Below are 22,057 nucleotides of genomic sequence, written 5' to 3'. Positions count from 1 at the left end.
GAGTTCCACCCCCACGACATCGAGGTCGCTACGCCGAGGAGTTGTGTGCCGAGTTGTGGGATCTGGCCGGGGCGAAGGCGACCCGTTCCCCGCAGGTGTCGTACGCGGTGCAGCAGTGGGGCCGGGTGTGGCAGTTGCGCTGCGGGCTGCGGGCTCCGGGACGGCGTCGAGTCGAGCGGACACCCCCGGCCGCGCCGTCGACCTGCACATCACCCAGGAGTCGGGCCCGCCCAGGCCGTATAAGCGCCTTTGTGTCAGCGGCGTCGCCGTGTGCGGGAGCGGACGAACGAACCCGCCGCGGCGAGGAGGTTCGAAGCGGGCGAGGAACGCGTCCCGGCCGGGCTCGGTACGCGCCCGCGGGTCGGCGGTACTCGCCCACGAAATAGGTCACCGCAGGTCGGAGACTTCCCTTCCCTACTTGTAGCGGAAGTAGACGAAGAGGCGGCCGTGGTTCTTGGCGTCCTTGTCGATGCGGTGGTAGAGGGCCTTGATCTCCTTCTGCTCCAGGAAGCGCAGGACCTTCTTCTTCAGCTGGCCCGAGCCCTTGCCGGGGATGATCTCGACCTCGGTGGCCTTCTTCCTGATGGCCTCGTCGATGATGCCCCGCAGCGCCTTGTCGATCTCTCCGCCCTTGTTGTAGAGGGGGTGTAGATCAAGCTTGAGCTTCAACCGAGCCTCCCGCGTGTCAGGTGAGGCCAGTTTACGCGCGGCGGAACGCCCCGCCTTCGCGGCGGTCGCCCCCTCCTCGCGGTCACGCCTCCCTCGGTCGCGCCCTCCCCCGGTCACGCCCTCCCCGCGGTCGCGGATAAGGCGGGCACGGAGACGCCCGAGCCGCGGAAGTACGGAAACTCCGCCGAGTCTGCGATCAAATTTGACCAATTCCCACGATGATTGTGTCAATTTCATGATCTAGGCAAACAAATGGTCTCTAGTTAGGCTCCCTGTCATGATCGGCCGCCCTTACCGGGTGGCCGATCGCGTGTCACCCGACGGGGAGGGTCGCGCCCTCCCAGGCATGCCTTGCCCCAGGCGTGCGGGTGGCCTCCCCTCCCTGCCACGTGAGCGGTTCATGCGTGCCTACAGGGAGGTCTCGTTGACCAGAAAGCCCTACTCACCGAGGATCAGACGCGTGGCGGCGCTCGCCGCCGGCGTCGGGCTCGTTGCGGCGATGGCGCCGCCGGCGAGCGCGGATCCCACCCCCACCCCCACGCCGTCCGCCAAGTGGACGGCGACTCCCCTGACCGGGGGTGAGCCGGTCCAGGGCGCGAAGTCCCCCACCGGCAAACTCGCCCGGAGTGACGAGGGGCTGCTGAAGTCGACCTCGGGCGCCACGGTCAACGTGATGGTCAAGCTCGACTACGACTCTTTCGCCGCCTATCAGGGTGGCCTCGAAGGGCTTCCCGCGACGAGTCCGGCGAAGACCGGAAAGGCCCTTGATATCAAGAGTGGCGACGCGAGGAAATACCAGCAACACATCGAGGACGTCGAGAACACCTTCCTCGCCGAACTGGCCAGGAACGTGCCAGGCGCCAAGGCTGGCCAGAAACTGCGGACCGTCTACGGCGGCATCGCGCTGCGCGTCCCCGCCAACAAGGCGGCCTCGCTGCTGAAGCTGCCCGGCGTGGCCGCCGTCCAGGAGGACAAGCCCGAGCAGCTGCTGACCGACTCCAGCCCCGCGTTCATCGGAGCGCCCGCGATCTACAGCAAGCTGGGCGGCAGCTCCTCGTCGGGCAAGGGTGTCATCGTCGGCATCCTGGACTCCGGCGCCTGGCCCGAGCACCCCCAGTTCGCCGACCCCGGCACGCTGCCCGCCGCACCGCCGACCAAGGACGGCACGCCGCGTACCTGCGACTTCGGCGACAACCCGCTCACCCCGGCGGCCGACACGTTCGCCTGCAACCGGAAGATCATCGGTGGCGCCCCGTTCCTGGAGACCTACAACGCGATCGTCGGCGGCGAGGTCTACCCGGACAGCGCCCGCGACTCCAACGGTCACGGCACCCACACCGCGACGACCTCGGCGGGCGGCCCGGTGGCCGACACGAACCCGCTCGGCATCAGCCGGGGACCGATCCACGGCATCGCCCCCGCGGCGCACGTGTCGGTCTACAAGGTCTGCGGCCAGGCGGGCTGCTACCCCTCCGACTCCGCCCAGGCGGTCGGCCGGGCCATCCTCGACGGCGTCCGCGTGATCAACTTCTCGATCTCCGGCGGCACCTCCCCCTACAGCGACCCGGTGGAGCTGGCCTTCCTCGACGCGTACGCGGCGGGCGTGCTCGTCTCGGCCTCGGCGGGCAACGCCGGCCCCGGCGCGGCGACCGTCAACCACGTCAGCCCGTGGGTGACCACGGTGGCGGCCTCCACCCAGACCAGGACCTTCCAGTCGACGGTCACGCTGTCCGGTTCCGGCGGCGCGACGGCCACGGTGAAGGGTGCCTCCATCACCCCGGGCCTCGCCTCCCCGCTGCCGGTGGTGCGGGCCTCGGCTCCCCCGTACTCCAACCCGCTCTGCACCTCGCCCGCTCCCCCGGGCCTGTTCGTCGGGAAGATCGTCGTCTGTGAGCGCGGTCCCGACCGGGTCCTGAAGGGCTTCAACATCCGGCAGGGCGGCGCGGCCGGGATGATCCTGTACAACTCCACCGCGCTCGACGTGATGACGGACAACCACTGGATCCCCTCCGTCCACATCGACAAGCCCGAGGGCGACGCCCTGCTGGCGTTCCTGTCGGCCAACCCCGGCGCGACGGCCTCCTTCACCCAGGGCACCAAGGCCTCCTGGCAGGGCGACGCGATCACCACGTTCTCCTCGCGCGGCCCCGGCGGCGACTTCCTCAAGCCGGACGTCACCGCCCCCGGCCTGCACATCCTGGCCGGGCAGACGCCGACGCTGGAGGGTCCGGCCGGTGGCCCGCAGGGCAACCTGTACCAGGTCATCTCGGGCACCTCGATGTCGTCGCCGCACGTCGCGGGCTCCGCGGCCCTGGTGTTCGCGCTGCACCCGGACTGGACGCCGGGCCAGGTGAAGTCCGCGCTGGAGACGACGGCCAAGACCTCGGTCACCAAGCAGGACCGCGTCACCCCGGCCGACCCGTTCGACACCGGCGGCGGGCGCATCGACCTGACCAAGGCCGGCGATCCCGGCCTGACCCTGGACGAGACGGGCGCGAACTTCACCGCCTCGGCCAACGACCCGCTGAACCGCATCGACCTGAACCTGCCGTCGGTGAACGCCCCGATCATGCCGGGTCTCATCACCGCCAAGCGGACGTTCACCAACGTCACGAACAAGACGCTCACCTTCACCGCCACGGGCACGACCGTGAGCGGCGCGAACATCACGGTGCTGCCGCCGCTGTTCAGCGTGAAGGCGGGCAAGAGCGTCAAGCTCAGCGTGGTGATCACCGCGCCGGACCTGCCCGAGGGCCAGTACTTCGGCCAGGTGAACCTCAAGCAGGTGGGCGGCTCGCGCAACCTGCACCTGCCGGTTGCGTTCGTCCGCAAGGAGGGCGCCGTCCCGGTGGACCAGACCTGCGCACCGGCCACCATCCCGCGCAACACCGGCGAGTCCACCTGTACGGTCACCGTGCAGAACGACACCCTTGAGGACGCCGAGGTCACGGCGGTCAGCACGCTGGACGGCAGGCTGCGCCTGAACTCGGTGACCGGCGCCACCAAGGTCGGTTCCCAGATCGCGACGACGAAGACCACCCTCGCGGCCAAGCAGCCGGACAGGCCGAACGTCACCCCGGGCACCGGTCCGGCACCGTACCTGCCGCTCGACGCCTTCGGCATCGCGCCGACGCCGATCGGCGACGAGCAGGCGATCAACTTCACCGTCCCCGCGTTCCAGTACGCGGGCAGGACCTACACCAGGCTCGGCGTCGTCTCCAACGGCTACACGGTCGCCGGGGGAACCTCCGGCTCGGCCGACGTCTCGTTCGAGCCGCAGACCCTGCCCGACCCCGCGGTCCCGAACAACGTGCTCGCCCCCTACTGGACCGACCTGGACGGCACCGGCACGCCGGGCGTCTACGCCGGCACGCTGACCGACGGCGTCAGTGACTGGCTCGTCATCGAGTGGCGGGTCAACATCTACGGTACGAGCGACACCAAGGTCTTCCAGCAGTGGATCGGCCTGAACGGGACCGAGGACATCACCTACACCTACGACTCGGCCAACCTGCCCGGTGATCCTCCGGCGGGCTACGGCCTGACCGTGGGCGCGGAGAACGCCGACGGCACCGCGGGCGGCCAGATCACCGGCCCGCCGACCGAGGACCTCCGGGTGTCCAGCACGCCCGGCGCCCCGGGAGGCAGCCTGAGCTACACGATGAAGATCAAGGGCGTCAGCCCCGGGATCGGAACGGTGACGACGGGTACCTCGACACCGCAGGTCAAGGGCCTGACGATCGAGGTGGACAAGATAACCGTGCAGTAGCGGGAACGTGATGGGCCCGGCGCGACGCGCCGGGCCCATCCGGGCTTCGGGGGACGATCCCAAAGGCCTACCCGGACTCAAGTGCCCGGATCCCGGGGGACCCGGGCTCAGGGATCGAGCCCCTTCGGACCCGGGCTCGCGAACCGGACCCCGGCTCAGCGGTGGAGGTAGTCGACCAGGTGGGCCTTCTCGGTCTCCAGCGCCTCGATGGCGCTCTTGACCACGTCGCCGATGCTCACGATCCCGGCCAGCCGGCCGGCGCTCACGACCGGCACGTGCCGGATGCGGTGCGTGGTCATGGTCTGGCGGAGGTCGTCGACGTTGGCGTCCGGCGGGCAGGTGCGGACCTCGGTCGTCATGATGGACGACACCGGGTCGTCCAGCACACCGGCGCCGCGGTCGTGCAGCCGCCGCACGACGTCGCGCTCGGAGACGATGCCCGCGATGGACGAGCCGTCCTCGGACACCACCACGGCACCGATGTTCTTCTCGGCCAGAACGGCCAGGAGCGCGGTGACCGTCGCATCCGGGCGGACGGTCGCCACCTCCACTCCCTTGCCTTGCAGAATCGTACCGATCAGCATTGACACCACCTCGGTTCAGCCTGGCGCGGGTATCCCCTACCTTTGCCCTCTTGTGCCACACGCTAAGCGCCGGAAGGGGCAAAGTGTGGATTGTCAGGTGATGGGGAGCAACCGCACCGCGTCGAGGGCCAGGGTGAGCTCCACGATGTCGAGCGGGCGGGCGAGCGACCGGCCGGTGAGCTGCTCGATGCGGCGGATGCGGTTGAAGACCGTGTTGCGGTGGCAGTACAGCTGCCCGGCGGCGCGCATGGCCGAACCCTCGCACCGCAGCCACGCCTCCAGGGTGCCGAGGAGCACATCCCTGTCGGCCTGGTCGAGGGCGAGGATGGGCCTCAGCACAGCGCCGCTGAGGTGGCCCGCGAGCTCGGGCTGGCTGACGATCAGCGCGGCGGGCAGCCTGTCCTCCAGCCTGGCGATCTCCGGACCCTCACCCACGCAGGTCCGCAGGGCCAGTTCGGCGAGCCGCCTGGCGCGGCCCAGTTCCGCCAGTCCCTCGACGACCGGGCTGATCCCGGCGCATCCGGTGACGTGCGGGCGGAGCTCTCCGGCCAGGTCGTCCATGTCCGCGTCGTGCAGCAGCACGACCGACACCTCGTAGTCGGGGCGCATCCGCCACAGCAGCCGCATCACGCCCAGGGCGGTCGGCCGCGGGGAGTCGTCCCCGTGGTCGTGGCGGCCGGGCAGCCGGGTGATGACGACGGCGTACCGGCCCAGCTCCGGCAGGTCGAGCGCGGCGGCGGCGCTGCGGACGAGGGCGGCGTCGGTCCGGTCCTCCAGTAGCGCGTCGAGCAGGGCCTGGACCCTCTCGGCTGTACGGCCGAACATCTCGGCCTCCCGTCTTCGGTAGGCCTCGGCGGCGGCGATCGCCTGCCGGTCGATGGCGTGCCACACCTTCGTGGCACTGCGGATCAGGACCGGCAGGCTGTCCGACTCCTCCTCGGTGACCACGTCGATGAGACCGTCCCACATCACCTGCGCGGAGAGCCGGTAGCTGCGCAGCAGGGAGTCCATGGGCAGCCCCTGCTCCGCCCTGCGCCGGGCGGTCCTCTCCGCCTGCGGCAGGTCGCATCGTTCGGAGCGGGGCAGCAGGATCGCCCCGATACCGTCCCGCATCGCCTCGTAGACGCTCTGCCAGTGGTCGTCGGTGGGAACCATCCGCCGGTACGCCTCGTCGGTGTCGCGGATCTTGGCGACGAGCTCGTCGGTGAGCTCGGGAAGTCTCCGCAACAGCCTGCGGGCGGCCAGGCGCATGATCCTGCGTACTTCGTCGTCCGTAACCGGCCGGGTCCCCATCTGGGGATCGTGACAGCAAGACACCTGGCCGAACAAGGTTCTGTTCTGTTTCGTGACCCGGGGTTGTGCCCGCGCACAACCGGCACCCGCCCCGCATGGGCACCCGCCCCGACTTCACCCCGCCCTCTGGACGCCGGTGAAGCACCTCGGTTGGGTGCGTTCATCGGCTGTCAGGAGGCACACATGGACGTGCACGACCCCCGCCCGCCCGAAGATTACGGGCTGGTCGTCAGGGATCTGGCGGTGGGTTACGGCCCGGTCCTGGCCCTGCGGGGTGTCTCGCTGGACGTCCCGCGCGGCTCGGTCGTCGCGGTGCTCGGCGGCAACGGCGCGGGGAAGTCGACCCTGCTGCGCGCCGTGTCGGGCACCCTGGGGTTCCACCGGGGCGGGATCACCGCGGGCGAGGTCGGGTTCGGCGGTACGCGGCTGTCCGGCACCGCCACCTCGGCCGTCGTGGCGAGGGGCGTCGTCCAGGTACCCGAGGGGCGCAGGGTCTTCGCGCGGATGACGGTCGAGGAGAACCTGCGGGCCGGCGCCCTCGGCGCGCCCGACCGGCGGTCGGCGGCCGAGACGAGGGAGAGGGTTCTCGCGCTCTTCCCCGTGCTCGCCGAGCGCGCCGGACAGCGCGCGGGGCTGCTGTCCGGGGGCGAGCAGCAGATGCTCGCCATCGGCCGCGCGCTGATGGCCAGGCCCAGGATGCTGCTGCTGGACGAGCCCACCCTCGGTCTCGCGCCGATGACGGCCGCCAGGATCGCCGACACCGTTCGCGAGATCAACGCCGGGGGCACCACGGTGCTCCTGGTGGAGCAGAACGCCGCGATGGCCCTCTCCCTGGCCTCGCACGCCTACGTGCTGGAGGTCGGCGAGGTGGTGCTGTCGGGACCGGCCGCCGAGCTCGCCGCGAGCGACGAGGTGCGCCGCCGCTACCTGGGCATCGAGGACGCGTCCGCGTCCGCCCCGGGGACGCGGGAGGCCGCTCGCCCGGCCCTGGCGAGGTGGTCCGCGTGAGTGATACATACCAACCGGACGGTATGGATACTTCCATTCCCCGGCTCGACGTGCGTGACGTGACCGTGCGCTTCGCGGGGCTCACCGCGCTGGACACGGTCGGCTTCAGCGTCGAGCCCGGCAGCGTCCACGCGGTGATCGGGCCCAACGGGGCGGGCAAGTCGACCTGCTTCAACGTCCTGTCGGGCGTCTACCGGGCCACCTCGGGCAGCGTGCGGTTCGGCGACGCGGAGCTGACCTCCCTGGCCCCGCACCGCATCGCCGCCCTGGGCGTGGCACGCACCTTCCAGAACATCGCCCTGTCGCCGCGCCTGTCGGTGCGGGACAACCTCATGCTCGGCCGCCACCGGCTGACCCGCGCTGGGTTCCTCTCGGCCGGGCTGCGGCTGCCGCAGGCCCGGCGCGAGGCGGCCGCGCACGGCGAGCGGGTGACCGAGATCGCCGCGTTCGTCGGGCTCTCCGAGCGGCTGGCCACACCCGTCGGGCTGCTGCCGTACGGCGTGCAGAAGCGCGTGGAGCTGGCACGGGCCCTGTGCATGGAGCCCCGGCTGCTGCTGCTGGACGAGCCGGTCGCCGGGATGACCGGCGGCGAGCGCCGCGACATGGCCCAGCTGATCGTCGCGGTACGGGAGAGCCTCGGCATCTCGATCCTGCTGGTCGAGCACGACATGGGGATCGTGATGCGGCTCGCCGACGCGGTGACGGTCCTGGACTTCGGCAGGCGCATCGCGGACGGGCCTCCGGGCCGGGTGCAGAACGACCCCGAGGTGATCCGCGCCTACCTTGGCGCGGCGGCGGAAGGCGCCGCGATCAAGGACACGACGGCCGGAAACGCCAAAAGCGCCACCGCCCGGAGCACCGAAGACGAGAACACGACCGCCGAGACCGTCAAGGACGAGGGCGCGACGGGCAAGGACGAGGGCGCGACGGGCAAGGACGAGGAGGTCGCCTCGTGATCACTTTTCTCGAACTCCTGGTGAACGGGATCTCCGTCGGGGCCGTGTACGCGCTGATCGCCCTGGGTTTCGTCATCATCTTCAAGGCGACCGAGGTGGTGAACTTCGCGCACGCCTCACTGCTGCTGGTCGGCGGCTTCATCGTGGCCAAGGCGCACCCGTCGGTCGGCTTCTGGACCGCCCTGCTGCTCGGCGTCGCCGGAGCCGCCGTCGTGGGCGCCCTGATCGAGTTCCTGATCATCCGCAGGGCGAACGTCGCCTCGCACAGCGTCCTCGCGATCGTGACGATCGGCGTCGACATCGTGCTGACGACCGAGCTGACGAGACAGATCGGCACCGACGTGCTCGCCCTGGGCGACCCGTGGCGCGACCGGGTGCTGCATCTGGGAGCCGTCAGCGTCGCCCAGACCCGGGTGGTCGCGCTCGCCGTCGCGGCGGCCCTGATCGCCGCCTTCCTGCTGGCGTTCAAGTACACGAACTGGGGCATCGCCATGCGTGCCACCGCGGAGGACGCGGAGACCGCCGCGCTGATGGGCGTGCGGCGCGGGCGGGTCTCGATGGGGGCCTGGGCGGTCGCCGGGGCGCTCGCCGCCGTCGCCGCGCTCTTCCTGTGCGTCTTCCCCACCCCGGGGCTGGACCGCAGCACCACGTTCGCGGCGATGAAGGCGTTCCCCGCGGCGATCCTCGGCGGCCTCGACTCCACCACGGGAGCGCTGGCCGGGGGGCTGATAATCGGCGTCACCGAGGCCATGATGAGCGGCTACCAGAACGACCTGGCCTTCCTCGGCCGGGGCATCGGCGACGTCGCGCCGTTCCTCGTGATGATCGTGGTCCTGCTCATCCGCCCCGCCGGGCTGTTCGGGACGAGGGAGCTGGCACGTGTCTAAGAAGGTCGTCCTCTCCTGCGTCGCGCTGGTCGCGGTGGCCGTCGCCGTACCGTTCTACCTGGAGGGCTTCTGGCTGCAGGCCGGGCTCTTCGCGATGTCGGCGGCGATCGGCGCGATCGGCATCAACCTGCTCACCGGCGCCACCGGGCAGCTGTCCATGGGCCACGCGTTCTTCCTCGCGGTCGGCGCGTACGCCTACGTCTACTTCGCCTCGGAGCCGGAGGGCGGCGCGCACGCCCTCGGCGGCCTGGGCCTGCCCACGCCCGTGGCGGCGCTGCTCGCGGTGCTCGCGGCGGGCGTCGCGGGCGGGGTGTTCAGCCCCATCGCGGGACGCCTGAAAGGCGCCTACCTCGGCATCGCCACCCTCGCGCTGATCTTCGTCGGCCAGCACGTGCTGTTCAACGCCGAACCCGTGACGGGCGGCTACAACGGGCGGGCGGTGCCGCCGATGGAGCTGTTCGGGTTCGCGTTCGCCGACACCCCCGAGCTGGTGGTGGCCCAGGTGCCGTTCGGTTCGCTGGAGCGGCTCTGGTTCCTGGGGCTGGTCCTGCTGACCGGCGCGGCGCTGTTCGCCCGCGGGGTGCTGCGCGGCCGTCCCGGGCGGGCCATGAACACCATCCGCGACCACGAGATCGCGGCCGGGGTGATGGGCGTGCCGGTGGCCCGCTACCGCGCCGGGGTGTTCGTGCTGTCGTCGATGTACGGAGGGCTGGCCGGCGTCCTGATCGCACTGGTCTTCCAGCGCACCGTGCCCGACTACTTCGGCCTGCTGCTCTCCCTCGACTACCTGGCGATGATCATCATCGGCGGTCTCGGCTCCGTCGCGGGCGCGGTGATCGGCGCGTTCTTCATCTCGATGCTCCCCCAGCTGCTCAGCCGCTACAGCGACGCCCTGCCGCTGGTGGCCGAGCCGGGCTCGGGCGGGGTGTCGCCCGCCGAGGCGGCCCGCATCCTGTACGGCGCCGCCGTCGTCGTCATCGTCCTCTTCCTGCCCGGCGGGCTGCTCGGCCTCGCCGGACGCCTGCGCGTGGCCGCCGGCCGGAGGCTCACCCCCGCCTCCGCTCCCCCGGCCTCCGCGACTTCCCCGACGACCGCGACGACCGCGACGACGAAGACCCCGCCGTCCCCCTCCCCCTCTCCCGACACAAGGAACTGATGACATGAAGATCCCAAGAACCCCGGTCCGACACGTCGCGGCGCTCGCCGCCCTGGCCCTGGCCGTCACCGCGTGCGCCAGCGAGAAGGCCACCGGGGGCAGCGGGGGCGCCGCCCCCTCCGTCGTCGGGGGGGACGGCGTGAAGACGGGGCCCGGCGTCACCGCCGACAGGATCACGATCGGTCTCATGACCGACCTCACCGGCCCGTACGCCTCGTTCGGCAAGAGCCTGACCCAGGCGCAGCAGCTGTACTTCGAGCAGACGAACGCGGCCGGGGGCGTGTGCGGGCGGCAGCTGGAGGCCCTGGTGCGCGACCACGGCTACGACGCGCAGAAGGCGGTCGCGGCCTACACCGAGATCGCCCCGAAGGTGGTGGCGATCGCCCACTTCGTCGGCTCGCCCATGGTCAACGCGCTCAAACAGCGCATCGAGGCCGACCAGATGCTCACCATCCCGCAGGCCTGGGCGACCGGGCTGCTCGGCAGCAGGTCCATCCAGGTCACCGGGACGACCTACGACATCGACATGATCAACGGGGTGGACTTCCTGGCCAGGGAGAAGGGCATCGAGTCCGGGGACAGGATCGGTCATCTGTACTTCGAGGGCGACTACGGCGAGAGCGCGCTGAACGGCTCCAAATACGCGTCCGAGAAGCTCGGCCTCACGCTCGTGGAGCAGAAGATCAAGGCCACCGACCAGGACATGAGCGCCCAGGTCGCCGCGTTCAAGGCGGAGGGCGTCAAGGCCGTCCTGGTCTCCGTCGGCCCCAAGCAGACCGCCTCGCTCGTCGGCGTCTCGCTCGCCAAGGGCATGGACGTGCCGTTCGTCGGCAGCAACTCGGCCTACTCCCCGCAGCTGCTGCCCACCCCGGCCGGGCCCGCCCTGCTGAAGGACTTCTACTACATGACCGCCGGCACGCCGATCAGCTCCGACATGCCCGCCATGAAGAAGCTGGCCGCCGACTACGCGGCGAAGTATCCGGACACGGCCATCGACAGCGGCGTCCCCTCGGGCTACTCGGCGGCGGCGATCGTCGTCGACGCGCTCAAGAAGGCGTGCGAGGGCAAGGACCTGACCCGGGGCGCCGTGGTCGCCGCGCACCGCGGCCGGTCGGCCTGGGGCGCGGAGTTCGGCACGGTCATGGACTTCACCACGTTCGACAAGCCCGCCTCGCTGCTGTCGTACGTGGCCAAGCCGGACAAGGCCGCCCTGGGCGGCGCGGTCGTCTTCAAGGAGGCCGCGACGTCCGACCTGGCCAAGGAGTACCGGGTCCCGGTGGGCTGACCCCGGTCCGCGGTGCGGCTCCGTAACCCGCCAGGGGTGCGGGCCGCACCGCTCCGAGCTAGCGTGTCGGCATCCAGAAGACCTCCGCGCCCGGGGACACGATGACCCAGAAGCTCAACACCGGCAGCCACGACCTGCCGGTCTCCGACGCCCTCGCCGCGTTCATGAACACCGGCTGGGCCGACACGCACCGCGACGACCTGGCCCCGCTGCCGCAGGCCGCCTACACCGCCAAGCGGCGTGCCGCGCTCGCCGCCCGCTTTCCCGGCGAGCGGCTGGTCGTCCCCTCCGGCACGCTCAAGGCGCGCAGCAACGACAGCGACTACCGGTTCCGGGCGCACAGCGCCTTCGCCTACCTCACCGGCGACCAGGAGCCCGACGACGTGCTGGTCGTCGAGCCCTCCGGGGAGGCCACGCTGTTCCTGCGCCCCCGCTCGCCGCGGTCGGCGCCGGGACAGGCCGGACAGGAGTTCTACCGCGACCGCCGCTACGGCGAGTTCTGGGTGGGCCGCCGTCCCGACCTGGCCGAGGCGGAGGCTCTCCACCAGATCGCCTGCGCGCCGATCGACAGGCTGGGCGACGCGCTCGGCGGGCCCGCGCGGGTGTTGCGCGGGGTGGACGCGTCCGTCGACGGACGGGTCTCGCCCGGCGGCGGTGACGACGAGCTGGAGACGTTCCTGTCCGAGATGCGGCTGGTCAAGGACGAGTGGGAGATCGCCGAGCTGCAGTTCTCGGTCGACGCGACCACGCGCGGGTTCGAGGACGTGGCGCGGGCCCTGCCCGCCGCGCTGGGGCACCGGCGCGGCGAGCGCTACCTGGAGGGGGTCTTCGGCCTCCGCGCCCGCCTGGAGGGCAACGCGGTCGGCTACGACAGCATCGTGGCCTCCGGCGCCAACGCGTGCGTGCTGCACTGGATCCGCAACGACGGGCGGCTGGACGGCAACGGGCTGCTGCTCCTCGACGCGGGCGTGGAGACCGATCATCTCTACACCGCCGACATCACCAGGACCCTCCCGCTGTCCGGGCGCTTCAGCCCGGTCCAGCGCCAGGTCTACGAGCTGGTGTACGAGGCCCAGGAGGCGGCGATCGCCACCCTGCGCCCCGGTGCGAGCTTCCGCGACTTCCACCGCGCGGCCATGCGGGTCATCGCGGAGGGACTGCACGACTGGGGCGTGCTGAAGATCGGCGCGGACGAGGCGATGGAGCCGGAGAGCGGCCTGTACCGCCGCTACACGCTGTGCAGCAGCGGCCACATGCTCGGCATGGACGTGCACGACTGCGCCAGGGCCCGCGCGGAGGTCTATCTGGACGGCGTGCTGGAGGAAGGACAGGTGCTGACCGTCGAGCCCGGCCTCTACCTGCAGCCGGACGACCTGACGCTGCCGCCGGAGCTGCGCGGCATCGGCGTGCGCATCGAGGACGACCTCGTCGTCACCGCCGACGGCGCCCGCCTCATGTCGTCCGGGCTGCCCCGCCACCCGGACGAGGTGGAGAGGTGGATGGAGGCCTCAGGCATCGCGGGCTGAGCGGCCGGGGGTGGGGTCGAGGAAGACCTGCGCCACCGGGGGGAACCGCTCCTTGAGCGTGCGTTCCACCCGGTCGGCGGCCCGCTCCAGCCCCGCCCCCGTGGTGTCGTCCACGAAGTCGACGCGGGCCGCGACCAGTATCTCGCCGGGCCCCAGCATCATGGTCAGGAGCTCGACCACGTTCTCGACCTCGGGCATGGCGGCGATCTCCTCCCTGATCCGTTCCGTCAGCCCCTCGGGCGCGGACTGGCCGATCAGCAGGGAGACGTTGGTGCGGATGAGGTGGATCGCGACCCACAGGAGCAGCAGGCCGATCACCACGGAGGCGGTCCCGTCCCAGACGGACGAGCCGGTCAGCTGGGAGGCCAGCAGGCCGGCCGCGGCGATCAGCAGCCCGGCCAGGGCGGCCGCGTCCTCGAAGAGCACGGCCTTCAGCGCCGTGTCGGAGGTCCTGGCGACGTAGGAGTGCGGGCTCACCTCATGGCGGCGGGCCTCCCCCCGCACCTGTGTGAGGGCCCTGCGGAACGAGATCCCCTCGATCACGAACGAGACCGCGAGGACCACGTACGAGACCGTCAGGTCGGTGAGCCTCTCCCCGGTGAGGATCTCGTGCACCCCGTGGGTGATGGAGAATCCGGCTCCGCCGATGAGGGTGGCGAAGGCCGCCATCAGCGCCCAGAAGAACCCCGCCTTGCCGTAGCCGAACGGGTGCCGCGCGTCGGCGGGATGCCCGCTCCTGCGCACCGCGACGAACAGCAGGGCCTCGGTGACGGTGTCCGCGGCCGAGTGGGCGGCCTCGGACAGCATCGCCGACGAGCCGCTGACCAGACCGGCGACCAGCTTGGCCACCGCGATCGCGAGGTTGGCCAGACCCGCCACGACCACCGTGGCGAGGCTTTCCGAACCGCCCTTGTCGCCGTCCACCCCATTTTCCGTCATTTCCGGCATACGGTTACTTTATGTGCACCTCACCCCTTACCCCCCAGTGGTGGCGCGGCCGATCCCGCCTGGTCACCGGGGTGGGACCGGCGGCGGGGAAACGTGCGGGTTCCGCCACGTCGCCGGACCACTACCACGAGCGATCGGCGCCTTCTGAGGTAGATTCTGATCTATGACCCTGAAGCAAGCCCCGCCCGGCGAGCGGAGTGGTCGGCTGGGGGACGGACCCGTCGCAGTCGCGACCACCCGCGCGGTGAACGAAAGTGGTGAGCGACCGGTGAACGACCAGGAGCCCCGCTGGCTGTCCTCCGTCGAGCAACGGGCATGGCGCGCCCACCTCGCCGCGCACAAGCTCCTCGACCATCGCCTCGACCGTGAGCTCCAGCCCTTCGGGCTCTCGGTCAACGACTACGAGATCCTGGTGAACCTGTCGGAGATCCCCGGTCACCGCATGCGAATGAGCGATCTGGCGGAGGCCACGATCCAGTCCCGCAGCCGCCTGTCACACCAGATCTCCCGGATGGAGGCCGCCGGCCTGGTCGCCAGGGAGACCTGCGCCGACGACCGGCGCGGCACCTTCGCCGTCCTCACCGAGCACGGCTGGGCCACCATCCAGAAGGTCGCGCCACACCACGTGGCCGGCGTGCGCCGGCATTTCATCGACCTGCTCACCGACGAACAGCTGATCGAGCTGGAGGCGGCGTACGCACCGGTGGTGGAGCACCTCAAGAGCATCCGCTGACCCGAGCCGCCAAGAGCCGCCCGCTGACGAGCCGACGAGTGGAACCCTCAAGGAGGTCCAGGAGCGGCACCGGGAGGGTGCGGCTCTCAGGGGCTTCCAGGAACCTTCCGCCGACGCGAAACCGACGGGTGGGCCCCTCGAAGGCGTCCGCCGACGCGAAACCGATACCGGTCGTTACTCGTTAGTAGACCGGAGTGTCGTTACGATCCGCCCATGTCTGCTCGCCGGATCCTCATCACCGCGGTGATCGCCGCGTCCTTCCTGGTCACCGCGTGCAGCGGCGGTGGTGCCTCCGACGGCACGACGGCCCTCCCCAACGGAGCCGAGCTGGTCAGGAAGTCCGCGGACGCGACGCGCGCCGTGAAGTCCGCCGCCTTCTCGATGGAGACCGAGGGCACGCCGCCCGTACCGGTCAAGAAGGCCTCCGGCCGTCTCAGCGGGACCGGCGACGCGGACGGCACCCTCCAGATCGACGTGATGGGCAGCCTCCAGGAGATCAACTTCGTGCTGATCGGGGAGACCGTCCACTTCAAGGGCGTGACCGGTGGCTTCCAGCAGATGTCGCGGAGCCAGCTGGCGGCGATCTACGACCCGTCCGCCATCCTCAACCCGGAGAAGGGCGTCGTGCAGCTGCTGACCAACGCGCTGGACGCGAAGACCCAGGCGGCGGAGAAGCTGGACGGCGTCGACGCCTACCGGGTCTCGGCGACGCTCTCCCAGCAGGTGCTCGCCACGATGGTGCCCGGTCTCGCCCAGAGCGTCGACGCCGTGCTCTGGATCGACAGGGCCACCAACCGGCTGCTCAAGGCGGACCTGCCCCTGACCGGAGGCAAGGTGATCGTGGCCTTCAGCGACTACGACGTGCCGGTCCAGGTCACCGCTCCGGCGGAGTGACGGTGACCCGCACCGCCCCGGGGAACGCCTCCCCGGCCCGGCGGCGGACCGCCCTCGGCGTCGGCGGCACCGCGGTGCTGCTGGCCGCCCTGGACGCGTACGTCGTGGTGACCGTCCTCGTCGACATCGCCAGGGACGTCGACGTTCCCCTCAACCATTTGGAGCGGGCCACCCCGATCGTCACCGGTTTCCTGCTCGGCTACATCGCGGCCATGCCGCTGCTGGGCCAGCTCTCCGACCGGTACGGCAGGCGCCCGCTCATCCACCTGTGCCTGGCGGGCTTCGCCGTGGGCTCGGTCGTCACCGCACTGGGCGAGACCGTGCCCTGGCTGGTCGCGGGCCGGACCCTGCAGGGGGTGGCGGGCGGTGCGCTGCTGCCCATCACCATGGCCCTGATCGGGGACCTGTGGGACGAGGACGAGCGCCCGGTGGCGCTCGGCGCGGTGGGGTCGGCCCAGGAGCTCGGCAGCGTGCTGGGCCCCCTGTACGGCGCGGCCCTCGCCGCCCTGATCCCGGCAGGCCTCCAGGTCGGCGGCGTGCAGCTCGGCGGCTGGCGGTCGATCTTCTGGCTGAACATCCCGCTGGTGGCCCTGGCCGCGGTCGCCGTGCAGCGGTCGGTGCCGGCGCCCGCCCGCGACCGGGCCCGCGGGACGGGGAGGCGCGTCGACGTGGTCGGCGGGCTGCTGCTCGCGCTCGCGCTCGGCCTGCTCGTCGCCGGCCTCTACAACCCCGACCCGGGCAGATCGGTCCTCCCTCCGTGGGGCATGCCCATGATCGTCGCCGGGGTCGTGTCCGGCGCCGCGTTCGTCGGGTGGGAGTGGCGCTCCAGGACCCGGCTGATCGACATGACGGGGGTGTCGCGCGGCCCGTTTTTCGCCACGCTCGGGGTGAGCTTCCTGACCGGCGCCGCGCTGCTGGTCACCCTGGTCGACGTGCAGCTGTCGGCGCAGACGCTGCTGGGCCTCGACGCCCTGGACGGCGCCCTGGTGCTGTCGCGCTTCCTCGTCGCGCTCTCGGTGGCCGCGCTGGTGGGCGGTCTCATGGCCCGCCGCTACGGCGAGCGCGCGGTTACGGTGATCGGGCTCGCGGTGGCCACGGCCGGGTACGCACGCATCGGCCAGTGGCCCCTGGATCTGGCCTCGGCCGGATACCGCATGGACGCCGACCTGGTCGTCGCGGGCCTCGGCCTCGGCCTGGTGATCGCCCCGGTCTCCTCCGCGGTGCTGCGGGCCGTACCCGCCGCCCAGCACGGGGTCGCCTCGGCCGCGGTGGTCGTGGCCCGGATGATGGGCATGCTGCTCGGCGTCGCCGGGCTGTCGGCGTGGGGCTTCCACCGCTTCCAGTCGCTCACCGCCGACCTGGACACCCCGCTGCCCTTCGGCGTGGACCCCGTCGTCTACGCCGAGCGGCTCGCCGAGTACGAGAGCGCGGTGAAGGCGGCACTGCACACCGAGTACAGCGAGATCTTCCTGATCACGGCCGTCCTGTGCGGGGTGGGGGTGCTGGTCGCGCTGCTGCTGCCGCGCGGGTCAGGGCGGGTGGACGGGGCCTGACGGTTTTGGCATCCCACGCGTGATCAGACGTAGGGACTGGTGGCGATCTCGCTCATCAGCCATGCGGTGAACAGCTTCAGCCGTCGTCCGACCGGACGGTCCTTCGGTCTGATCAGGTAGTACGCGCTGCCTGGATCGATCTCGACGTCGAACGGCCGGACGAGCTGGCCGGCCCTCAGGTCCTCATGAAGCAGGTCCGAGAAGAAGAGGGCGGCACCGTGGCCGTCGAGGGCGAGCTGCCGCAAAGTGTGTGAGTCGTCCACCTGGTCGGCTCTGGGCGGTTCGGGGAGTTCGACGCCGGCGGCGCCGAACCAGCTGGTCAGATGGTCGATGTCGAACTCGAACATGAGTTTGTGGTCAAGCAGGTCGCGCGGCGAGGGATCGGGTGGCAGCCGCTTCAGGTATTCGGGAGCGCACACGATCGTCAGCCTTCCGTGCAGCACCAGGGTGCTTTCCGCGTTGGGCCAGTTGCCCGGACACCAGTTGATCCCCGCGTCCAGGTTGTCGGTGAGAAAGTCGGCGGGCTGGTAGGCGTGGTGGAGCCGCAGGTCGATGTCCGGGTGGTGGGACCAGAACCTGCCAAGCCGTGGCGTCAGCCACCTCGCCGAGAAGTATGGGGCGACGCTGACGGTAAGAGTCTCCTTCTGGTCGGTTCGCTTCAGTTCGCTCACCGCGCGGCTGAGGATCTGAAGCGCCTGTGAGCACTCCGGGAGGAGCTTCTTGCCGCTCTTGGTGAGTTCGATGCGCCGGTGCAGGCGCGTGACGAGCGGAACCCCAAGCTCCTCTTCGAGGTGGCGGACGTGATGGCTGAGGGCCGCCGGCGTCACGTACAGCTCCTCGGCGGCTTTAGTGAAGCTAAGGTGCCGGCCGACCGCTTCGAAAGCTCGGAGCTTTGTCAAAGTGCCTGAGTCTACCTCCATAGCTGGAAGTTACATTAGTTCTTCTCATGTGTCATGCCGCCCAGGTAGGCTTCGGCCACTCTGGGGTCCTTGCGCAGCACGGCGGCGGGGCCGTCCAGGACGCACGCACCGTTCTCGATGACGTACCCACGATGGGCGATCTTGAGGGCGGCGGTGGCGTTCTGCTCGACGAGCAGGACGGAGGTGCCCTCGGCGTTGATCTGGGCGATGAGTTTCATGACCTGGACGACGATGAGCGGGGCCAGGCCCATGGACGGTTCGTCGAGCAGCAGCAGCCGGGGTCCGGTGATGAGGGCTCGGCCGATGGTGAGCATCTGCTGCTCGCCGCCGAACAGCCGCAGGTTCTGGAAGGTCCGCGCGACGCCCAACCCCGCGATCGCCGAGGGCCGCAACCCCGCCAAATCCCTGCCACGCAAGGTGATCCGGCCCGAGGTCGGCCGGTAGAAGCCGGTGACGCAGTTGAAGGCCGACGTCTTGCCCGCCCCGTTGGGCCCGATCACCGAGACGATCTCCGCCTCGTCCACCGAGAACGACAGGCCGTCGATGGCCACCAGCCCGCCGAAGACCAGACGCAGATCGGTGACGTGTAGCAGACTCATCGCAGCGCCTCCTGAGAACGGGCCGGCCAGATCCCCTGCGGCCACAGCAGCATGAAGGCGATGAGAAGTACGCCGAACAGGAAGAACCGGTAGTCGGCGAGGTCACGCAGGACCTCCGGCAGGATGCTGATCACCACGGCGCCGACCACGACGCCGGGCACCGAGCCCATCCCGCCCAGCACCACGGCCATCAACACCAGCGCCGATTGCAGGATCGATACCCATCAACGCGCTGGTACGCGGGTCCAACGCGATGGCCCGCATCGCCCGGCCCTCACGGGTGCGGGTGACCAGCAGGTTCAACCCGGCCATCAACGCCACCGCCACCCCGACCAGCACCAACTGCTGCACGGTGAACCTGGCCCCGAACACCTCCATCGAGGTGCCGCCCAGCCGCACCGGATACACCCGCGGGTCGGCCCCGGCCACCGCGCGCATCCCGTACTCCAACGCGAACGACGCCCCGACCGCGGTGATCAGCAGAGACAACCGCGGCGCCCGACGCAACGGCCGGTAGGCGATCCGCTCCAACGCCACCCCGGCCAGGCCGGTGACCACCATCGTCACCACCAGCACCGCCAGCAGCAGCGGCAGAGCCATCGAGGAGGACACACCACCCACCGCGCCGAGAATGGCGAAACCAGCGAACGCCCCCAGCATGTACAGGTCGCCGTGGGCGAAGTTGAGCAGCTTGATGATCCCGTACACCATGCTGTACCCCAACGCCACCAGCGCGTAGAACGAGCCGACGAACAACCCGTTCCAAACCAGCTGCGTCATGTCAGCGCGTCCTGCAGGGCGAACACACCGTTCTTGACCACCAGGATCTGGAACCCCCCGCCGGTCAACGTGTGCTCGGGGGTGAACCTCAGCGGCCCGGAGAACATCGGGAAACCGTCGATCGCCTCCAGCGCGCCGATCACCTTGGCGCCGTCGGTGCCACCCGCCTTCGTCACCGCCTCGGCGGCGAGCCGCACCGCGTCGTAGGCCTGGTTGGAGTACGGGCCCGGCTCGGCGTTGAACTTCTTCCTGTACGCCTCTACCCAGCCCTCGGCACCCCGGAGGGTGTCGGGCGTCTGGGTCATCGTGGCGTAGAGGCCCTCGGCGGCCTCGTCTCCGGCGATCTCGACCAGCTTGGGGGAGACCGAGCCGTCGCCGACCATGATCGAGCCCTTGTATCCGGCCTGCCGGAGCTGGCGGACGATCAGGCCGCCCTCCTGGAAGTAGCCGGTCCAGTAGACGAAGTCGGGCTTCTTGGCCAGCACGTTGGTGATGTTGGCGCTGTAGTCGCTCTCCTTCGGGGTGACCGCCTCGACGATGACGGCCGACGAGCCGAGGCTCGCCTGGGTACGCAGCGCGATGTCCTTGGAGTAAGTGGACTCCCTCGGTGACCAGCTTGTTCGCCGCCGCCGAGGCCGACTGCGCGTCACAGGCGTCGTCGGCGGTCCTCAACTCCAGCTTCCGGCTCAGCACCCCGCCCTTGGCGTTGATCTCGTCGATCGCCAGCTGCGCCGCGTTACTCATGTACGGACCGATCGAGGCCTCGCCGCCCGACTGCGGGATCAGCATGCCAAGAACGATCGGGCCTTCTTTCCCGCCACCGCCGGCTTCTCCACCGAGCAGGCCCTGACCACATCCGGTGGCCAGGAGGCCGAGTGCGGCGACCGCCGCGAGGGACTTCAGAGGGATGGCACGCATGTGCGACCCCTCCCTTCTATGAGGTGTGACATGTCATGACTGGAGGCTCTTCTCGTGCCGCGGGTCCCCTGTTTCCGTCAGCCGAACGAGATGCCCTGGGCCAGCGGCAACGCGGAGGAGTAGTTGATGGTGTTGGTCGCCCGCCGCATATAGCCTCGCCACGCGTCCGAGCCGGACTCCCTGCCGCCCCCCGTGCTCTTCTCGCCGCCGAACGCGCCCCCGATCTCGGCGCCGGAGGTGCCGATGTTCACGTTGACGATGCCGCAGTCGGAGCCGCTGCCGGCGATGAACCTCTCCGCCTCACGCTGGTCCAGGGTGAAGATCGAGGACGAGAGCCCCTGCGGTACGTCGTTGTGCAGCCGGACGGCCTTCTCGAAGGTGTCGTACGTCATGACGTACAGGAGCGCCGCGAAGGTCTCCTGCCGCACGATGCCGGTCTGGCCGGGCATGCGCACGATGGCCGGCCGGGCGTAGTAAGCCTGCGGGGCTCCCTCAAAGCACACCCTGGTGCCGCCCGCGACGATCTCGCCACCGTCGTTGACGGCGTGATCCAGCGCCTGCCGCATGGCGCCGAACGCGGCGCCGTCGATGAGCGGACCCACCAGGGTGGTCTCGGCGAACGGGTCGCCGACCACAAGCCCTTCGTAGGCCTTGCTGAGCCGCCCTACCAGCTCGTCCGCCACCGACTCATGGACGATCACTCTTCGCATGGTGGTGCACCGCTGGCCCGCGGTCCCCGCCGCGGCGAACAGGATGCCACGCACCGCGAGGTCGAGGTCGGCCGACGGCGCCACCACCGCGGCGTTGTTGCCGCCGAGTTCGAGGAGCGAGCGTCCGAAACGCCGGGCGACCCGAGGGGCGATCGCGGCGCCCATGCGCTCGGAGCCGGTCGCACTGACCAGCGGCACCAAAGGGCTGTCCAGCAGTACTTCGGCCGCCGGAATGTCACAGACCACCAGCCGGTTGACGTCGGACGGCATCCCGCACTCGGTCGTGGCGCGCTCCATCAGCGCGGAACAGGCGAGTGCGGTCAGGACTGTCGTCGGTGAGGGTTTCCACACGACCGTGTCGCCACAGACGAGCGCGATCGCGGCGTTCCACGCCCAGACAGCGGCCGGGAAGTTGAACGCGGAGATGACCGCGACGACTCCCAGAGGATGCCAGGTCTCCATCAGCCGGTGTCCCGGTCGCTCCGAGGGCATGGTGCGCCCCTCCAGGGAGCGGGACAGCCCGACGGCGAAGTCGCAGATGTCGATCATCTCCTGGACTTCGCCGAGCGCCTCAGAGCGGATCTTGCCGACCTCGATCATGATCAGTTCGGCCAGGTCGTTCCTGTGCCGGTCGACCAGCTCGCCGAACCGCTTCACCAGTCTCCCGCGCACCGGGGCGGGTACGGTTCGCCACTGGAGGAACGCGTCGTGGGCGGCGCGGACGGCGGCTTCGACGTCAGCGGCACCTACTGCGGGGATGTCGAACAGGTCGTCTCCGGTCACCGGCGTGCGTGCGGTGACGGCGCTCAGTGCCGAGGTGCCGACGGCGACGCCGCACCGCCGCAGGCTCTCCCGAGCCATCTGGCGTA

At 70.4% G+C, this 22,057-nt stretch carries 21 protein-coding genes and 1 pseudogene; 10 read left to right on the top strand and 12 right to left on the bottom strand.

Annotated features, from left to right (window positions below):
• Positions 1 to 28: 28 nt before the first annotated feature.
• A complete protein-coding gene (locus tag OG587_RS22820; protein ID WP_329093429.1) occupies positions 29 to 208 on the bottom strand; it encodes a hypothetical protein in 180 nt (59 codons plus the stop codon).
• 206 nt (positions 209 to 414) lie between these two features.
• A complete protein-coding gene (locus OG587_RS22815) occupies positions 415 to 669 on the bottom strand; it encodes a Smr/MutS family protein (RefSeq protein ID WP_329093428.1) in 255 nt (84 codons plus the stop codon).
• A 424-nt stretch (positions 670 to 1,093) separates the two neighbouring features.
• On the opposite strand from OG587_RS22815, the gene OG587_RS22810 reads away from it, so the two are divergent.
• Positions 1,094 to 4,438, top strand: a complete 3,345-nt coding sequence (locus OG587_RS22810; protein ID WP_329093426.1) for a S8 family serine peptidase — start codon at positions 1,094 to 1,096, stop codon at positions 4,436 to 4,438.
• A gap of 155 nt (positions 4,439 to 4,593) precedes the next feature.
• Here OG587_RS22810 and OG587_RS22805 read toward each other — a convergent pair whose 3' ends face one another.
• Both OG587_RS22805 and OG587_RS22800 read right to left on the bottom strand, forming a co-directional pair.
• Positions 4,594 to 5,022 carry a CBS domain-containing protein gene (locus OG587_RS22805; protein ID WP_329093424.1) on the bottom strand — a complete coding sequence of 143 codons (429 nt, stop codon included), beginning with the start codon at positions 5,020 to 5,022 and terminating at the stop codon, positions 4,594 to 4,596.
• 93 nt (positions 5,023 to 5,115) lie between these two features.
• Positions 5,116 to 6,315, bottom strand: a complete 1,200-nt coding sequence (locus OG587_RS22800) for a PucR family transcriptional regulator (RefSeq protein WP_329093423.1) — start codon at positions 6,313 to 6,315, stop codon at positions 5,116 to 5,118.
• 183 nt (positions 6,316 to 6,498) lie between these two features.
• On the opposite strand from OG587_RS22800, the gene OG587_RS22795 reads away from it, so the two are divergent.
• The 6 genes from OG587_RS22795 (at position 6,499) to OG587_RS22770 (ending at position 13,133) form a co-directional block, all read left to right on the top strand.
• Positions 6,499 to 7,323: an ABC transporter ATP-binding protein gene (locus OG587_RS22795; protein ID WP_329093420.1), complete on the top strand. Its 825-nt coding sequence runs from the start codon at positions 6,499 to 6,501 to the stop codon at positions 7,321 to 7,323.
• 23 nt (positions 7,324 to 7,346) lie between these two features.
• Complete coding sequence (locus tag OG587_RS22790; RefSeq protein WP_329093418.1) at positions 7,347 to 8,279, top strand: ABC transporter ATP-binding protein; 933 nt, start codon at positions 7,347 to 7,349, stop codon at positions 8,277 to 8,279.
• The gene (locus tag OG587_RS22785) at positions 8,276 to 9,166 is read left to right on the top strand and encodes a branched-chain amino acid ABC transporter permease (protein WP_329093416.1); all 891 of its coding nucleotides are present in this window, start codon (positions 8,276 to 8,278) and stop codon (positions 9,164 to 9,166) included. Before OG587_RS22790 ends, OG587_RS22785 begins: the two co-directional genes overlap by 4 nt.
• Positions 9,159 to 10,322, top strand: coding sequence for a branched-chain amino acid ABC transporter permease (locus OG587_RS22780; RefSeq protein ID WP_329093415.1), 1,164 nt, complete (start codon positions 9,159 to 9,161; stop codon positions 10,320 to 10,322). The genes OG587_RS22785 and OG587_RS22780 overlap by 8 nt, the downstream gene beginning before the upstream one ends.
• Before the next feature lie 4 nt (positions 10,323 to 10,326).
• Complete coding sequence (locus OG587_RS22775) at positions 10,327 to 11,607, top strand: ABC transporter substrate-binding protein (RefSeq protein ID WP_329093414.1); 1,281 nt, start codon at positions 10,327 to 10,329, stop codon at positions 11,605 to 11,607.
• Between the two features lie 101 nt (positions 11,608 to 11,708).
• Positions 11,709 to 13,133 (top strand): aminopeptidase P family protein, encoded by a 1,425-nt coding sequence (locus OG587_RS22770; RefSeq protein ID WP_329093412.1) that lies wholly within the window; start codon positions 11,709 to 11,711, stop codon positions 13,131 to 13,133.
• Here the strand turns inward: OG587_RS22770 and OG587_RS22765 are convergent.
• Entirely contained in the window at positions 13,116 to 14,081 is a 966-nt protein-coding gene (locus OG587_RS22765) for a cation diffusion facilitator family transporter (RefSeq protein ID WP_329093411.1), read from the bottom strand. The genes OG587_RS22770 and OG587_RS22765 overlap by 18 nt on opposite strands.
• Positions 14,082 to 14,244: 163 nt before the next feature.
• Here OG587_RS22765 and OG587_RS22760 point away from each other — a divergent pair, with 163 nt between their 5' ends.
• From OG587_RS22760 to OG587_RS22750, 3 genes are all read left to right on the top strand, one after another.
• Entirely contained in the window at positions 14,245 to 14,814 is a 570-nt protein-coding gene (locus OG587_RS22760; RefSeq protein WP_329424316.1) for a MarR family winged helix-turn-helix transcriptional regulator, read from the top strand.
• 213 nt (positions 14,815 to 15,027) lie between these two features.
• Positions 15,028 to 15,708, top strand: a complete 681-nt coding sequence (locus OG587_RS22755; RefSeq protein ID WP_329093410.1) for an LppX_LprAFG lipoprotein — start codon at positions 15,028 to 15,030, stop codon at positions 15,706 to 15,708.
• 2 nt (positions 15,709 to 15,710) lie between these two features.
• On the top strand, positions 15,711 to 17,261 hold the full coding sequence (locus OG587_RS22750) for an MFS transporter (protein WP_329093408.1): 1,551 nt from the start codon (positions 15,711 to 15,713) through the stop codon (positions 17,259 to 17,261).
• A gap of 23 nt (positions 17,262 to 17,284) precedes the next feature.
• Here the strand turns inward: OG587_RS22750 and OG587_RS22745 are convergent, their stop codons facing one another.
• From OG587_RS22745 to amaB, 7 genes and pseudogenes are all read right to left on the bottom strand, one after another.
• Positions 17,285 to 18,181: a LysR substrate-binding domain-containing protein gene (locus OG587_RS22745; RefSeq protein WP_329093407.1), complete on the bottom strand. Its 897-nt coding sequence runs from the start codon at positions 18,179 to 18,181 to the stop codon at positions 17,285 to 17,287.
• Positions 18,182 to 18,195: 14 nt separating this feature from the next.
• Entirely contained in the window at positions 18,196 to 18,780 is a 585-nt protein-coding gene (locus OG587_RS22740) for an ABC transporter ATP-binding protein (RefSeq protein ID WP_329093405.1), read from the bottom strand.
• Positions 18,777 to 18,977, bottom strand: a complete 201-nt coding sequence (locus OG587_RS22735) for a hypothetical protein (protein ID WP_329093403.1) — start codon at positions 18,975 to 18,977, stop codon at positions 18,777 to 18,779. The genes OG587_RS22740 and OG587_RS22735 overlap by 4 nt, the downstream gene beginning before the upstream one ends.
• A complete protein-coding gene (locus tag OG587_RS22730) occupies positions 18,883 to 19,560 on the bottom strand; it encodes a branched-chain amino acid ABC transporter permease (RefSeq protein ID WP_329093968.1) in 678 nt (225 codons plus the stop codon). The genes OG587_RS22735 and OG587_RS22730 overlap by 95 nt, the downstream gene beginning before the upstream one ends.
• Positions 19,557 to 20,210, bottom strand: coding sequence for a branched-chain amino acid ABC transporter substrate-binding protein (locus tag OG587_RS22725; protein WP_329093400.1), 654 nt, complete (start codon positions 20,208 to 20,210; stop codon positions 19,557 to 19,559). The genes OG587_RS22730 and OG587_RS22725 overlap by 4 nt, the downstream gene beginning before the upstream one ends.
• Positions 20,206 to 20,304: pseudogene (locus tag OG587_RS22720) on the bottom strand (hypothetical protein); the annotation flags it as partial. The pseudogene OG587_RS22720 and the gene OG587_RS22725, both read right to left, overlap by 5 nt.
• 251 nt (positions 20,305 to 20,555) lie before the next feature.
• Positions 20,556 to 22,049, bottom strand: a complete 1,494-nt coding sequence (gene amaB / locus OG587_RS22715; protein ID WP_329093398.1) for an L-piperidine-6-carboxylate dehydrogenase — start codon at positions 22,047 to 22,049, stop codon at positions 20,556 to 20,558.
• Between the last annotated feature and the right edge of the window lie 8 nt (positions 22,050 to 22,057).

Origin of the sequence: Streptosporangium sp. NBC_01469, from assembly GCF_036227305.1 — a bacterium.
In the GTDB taxonomy this organism is placed as follows: Bacteria; Actinomycetota; Actinomycetes; order Streptosporangiales; family Streptosporangiaceae; genus Streptosporangium.
The sequence above is the reverse complement of the archived record's forward strand: the minus strand, read 5'-3'. Positions and strand labels throughout refer to the sequence as shown.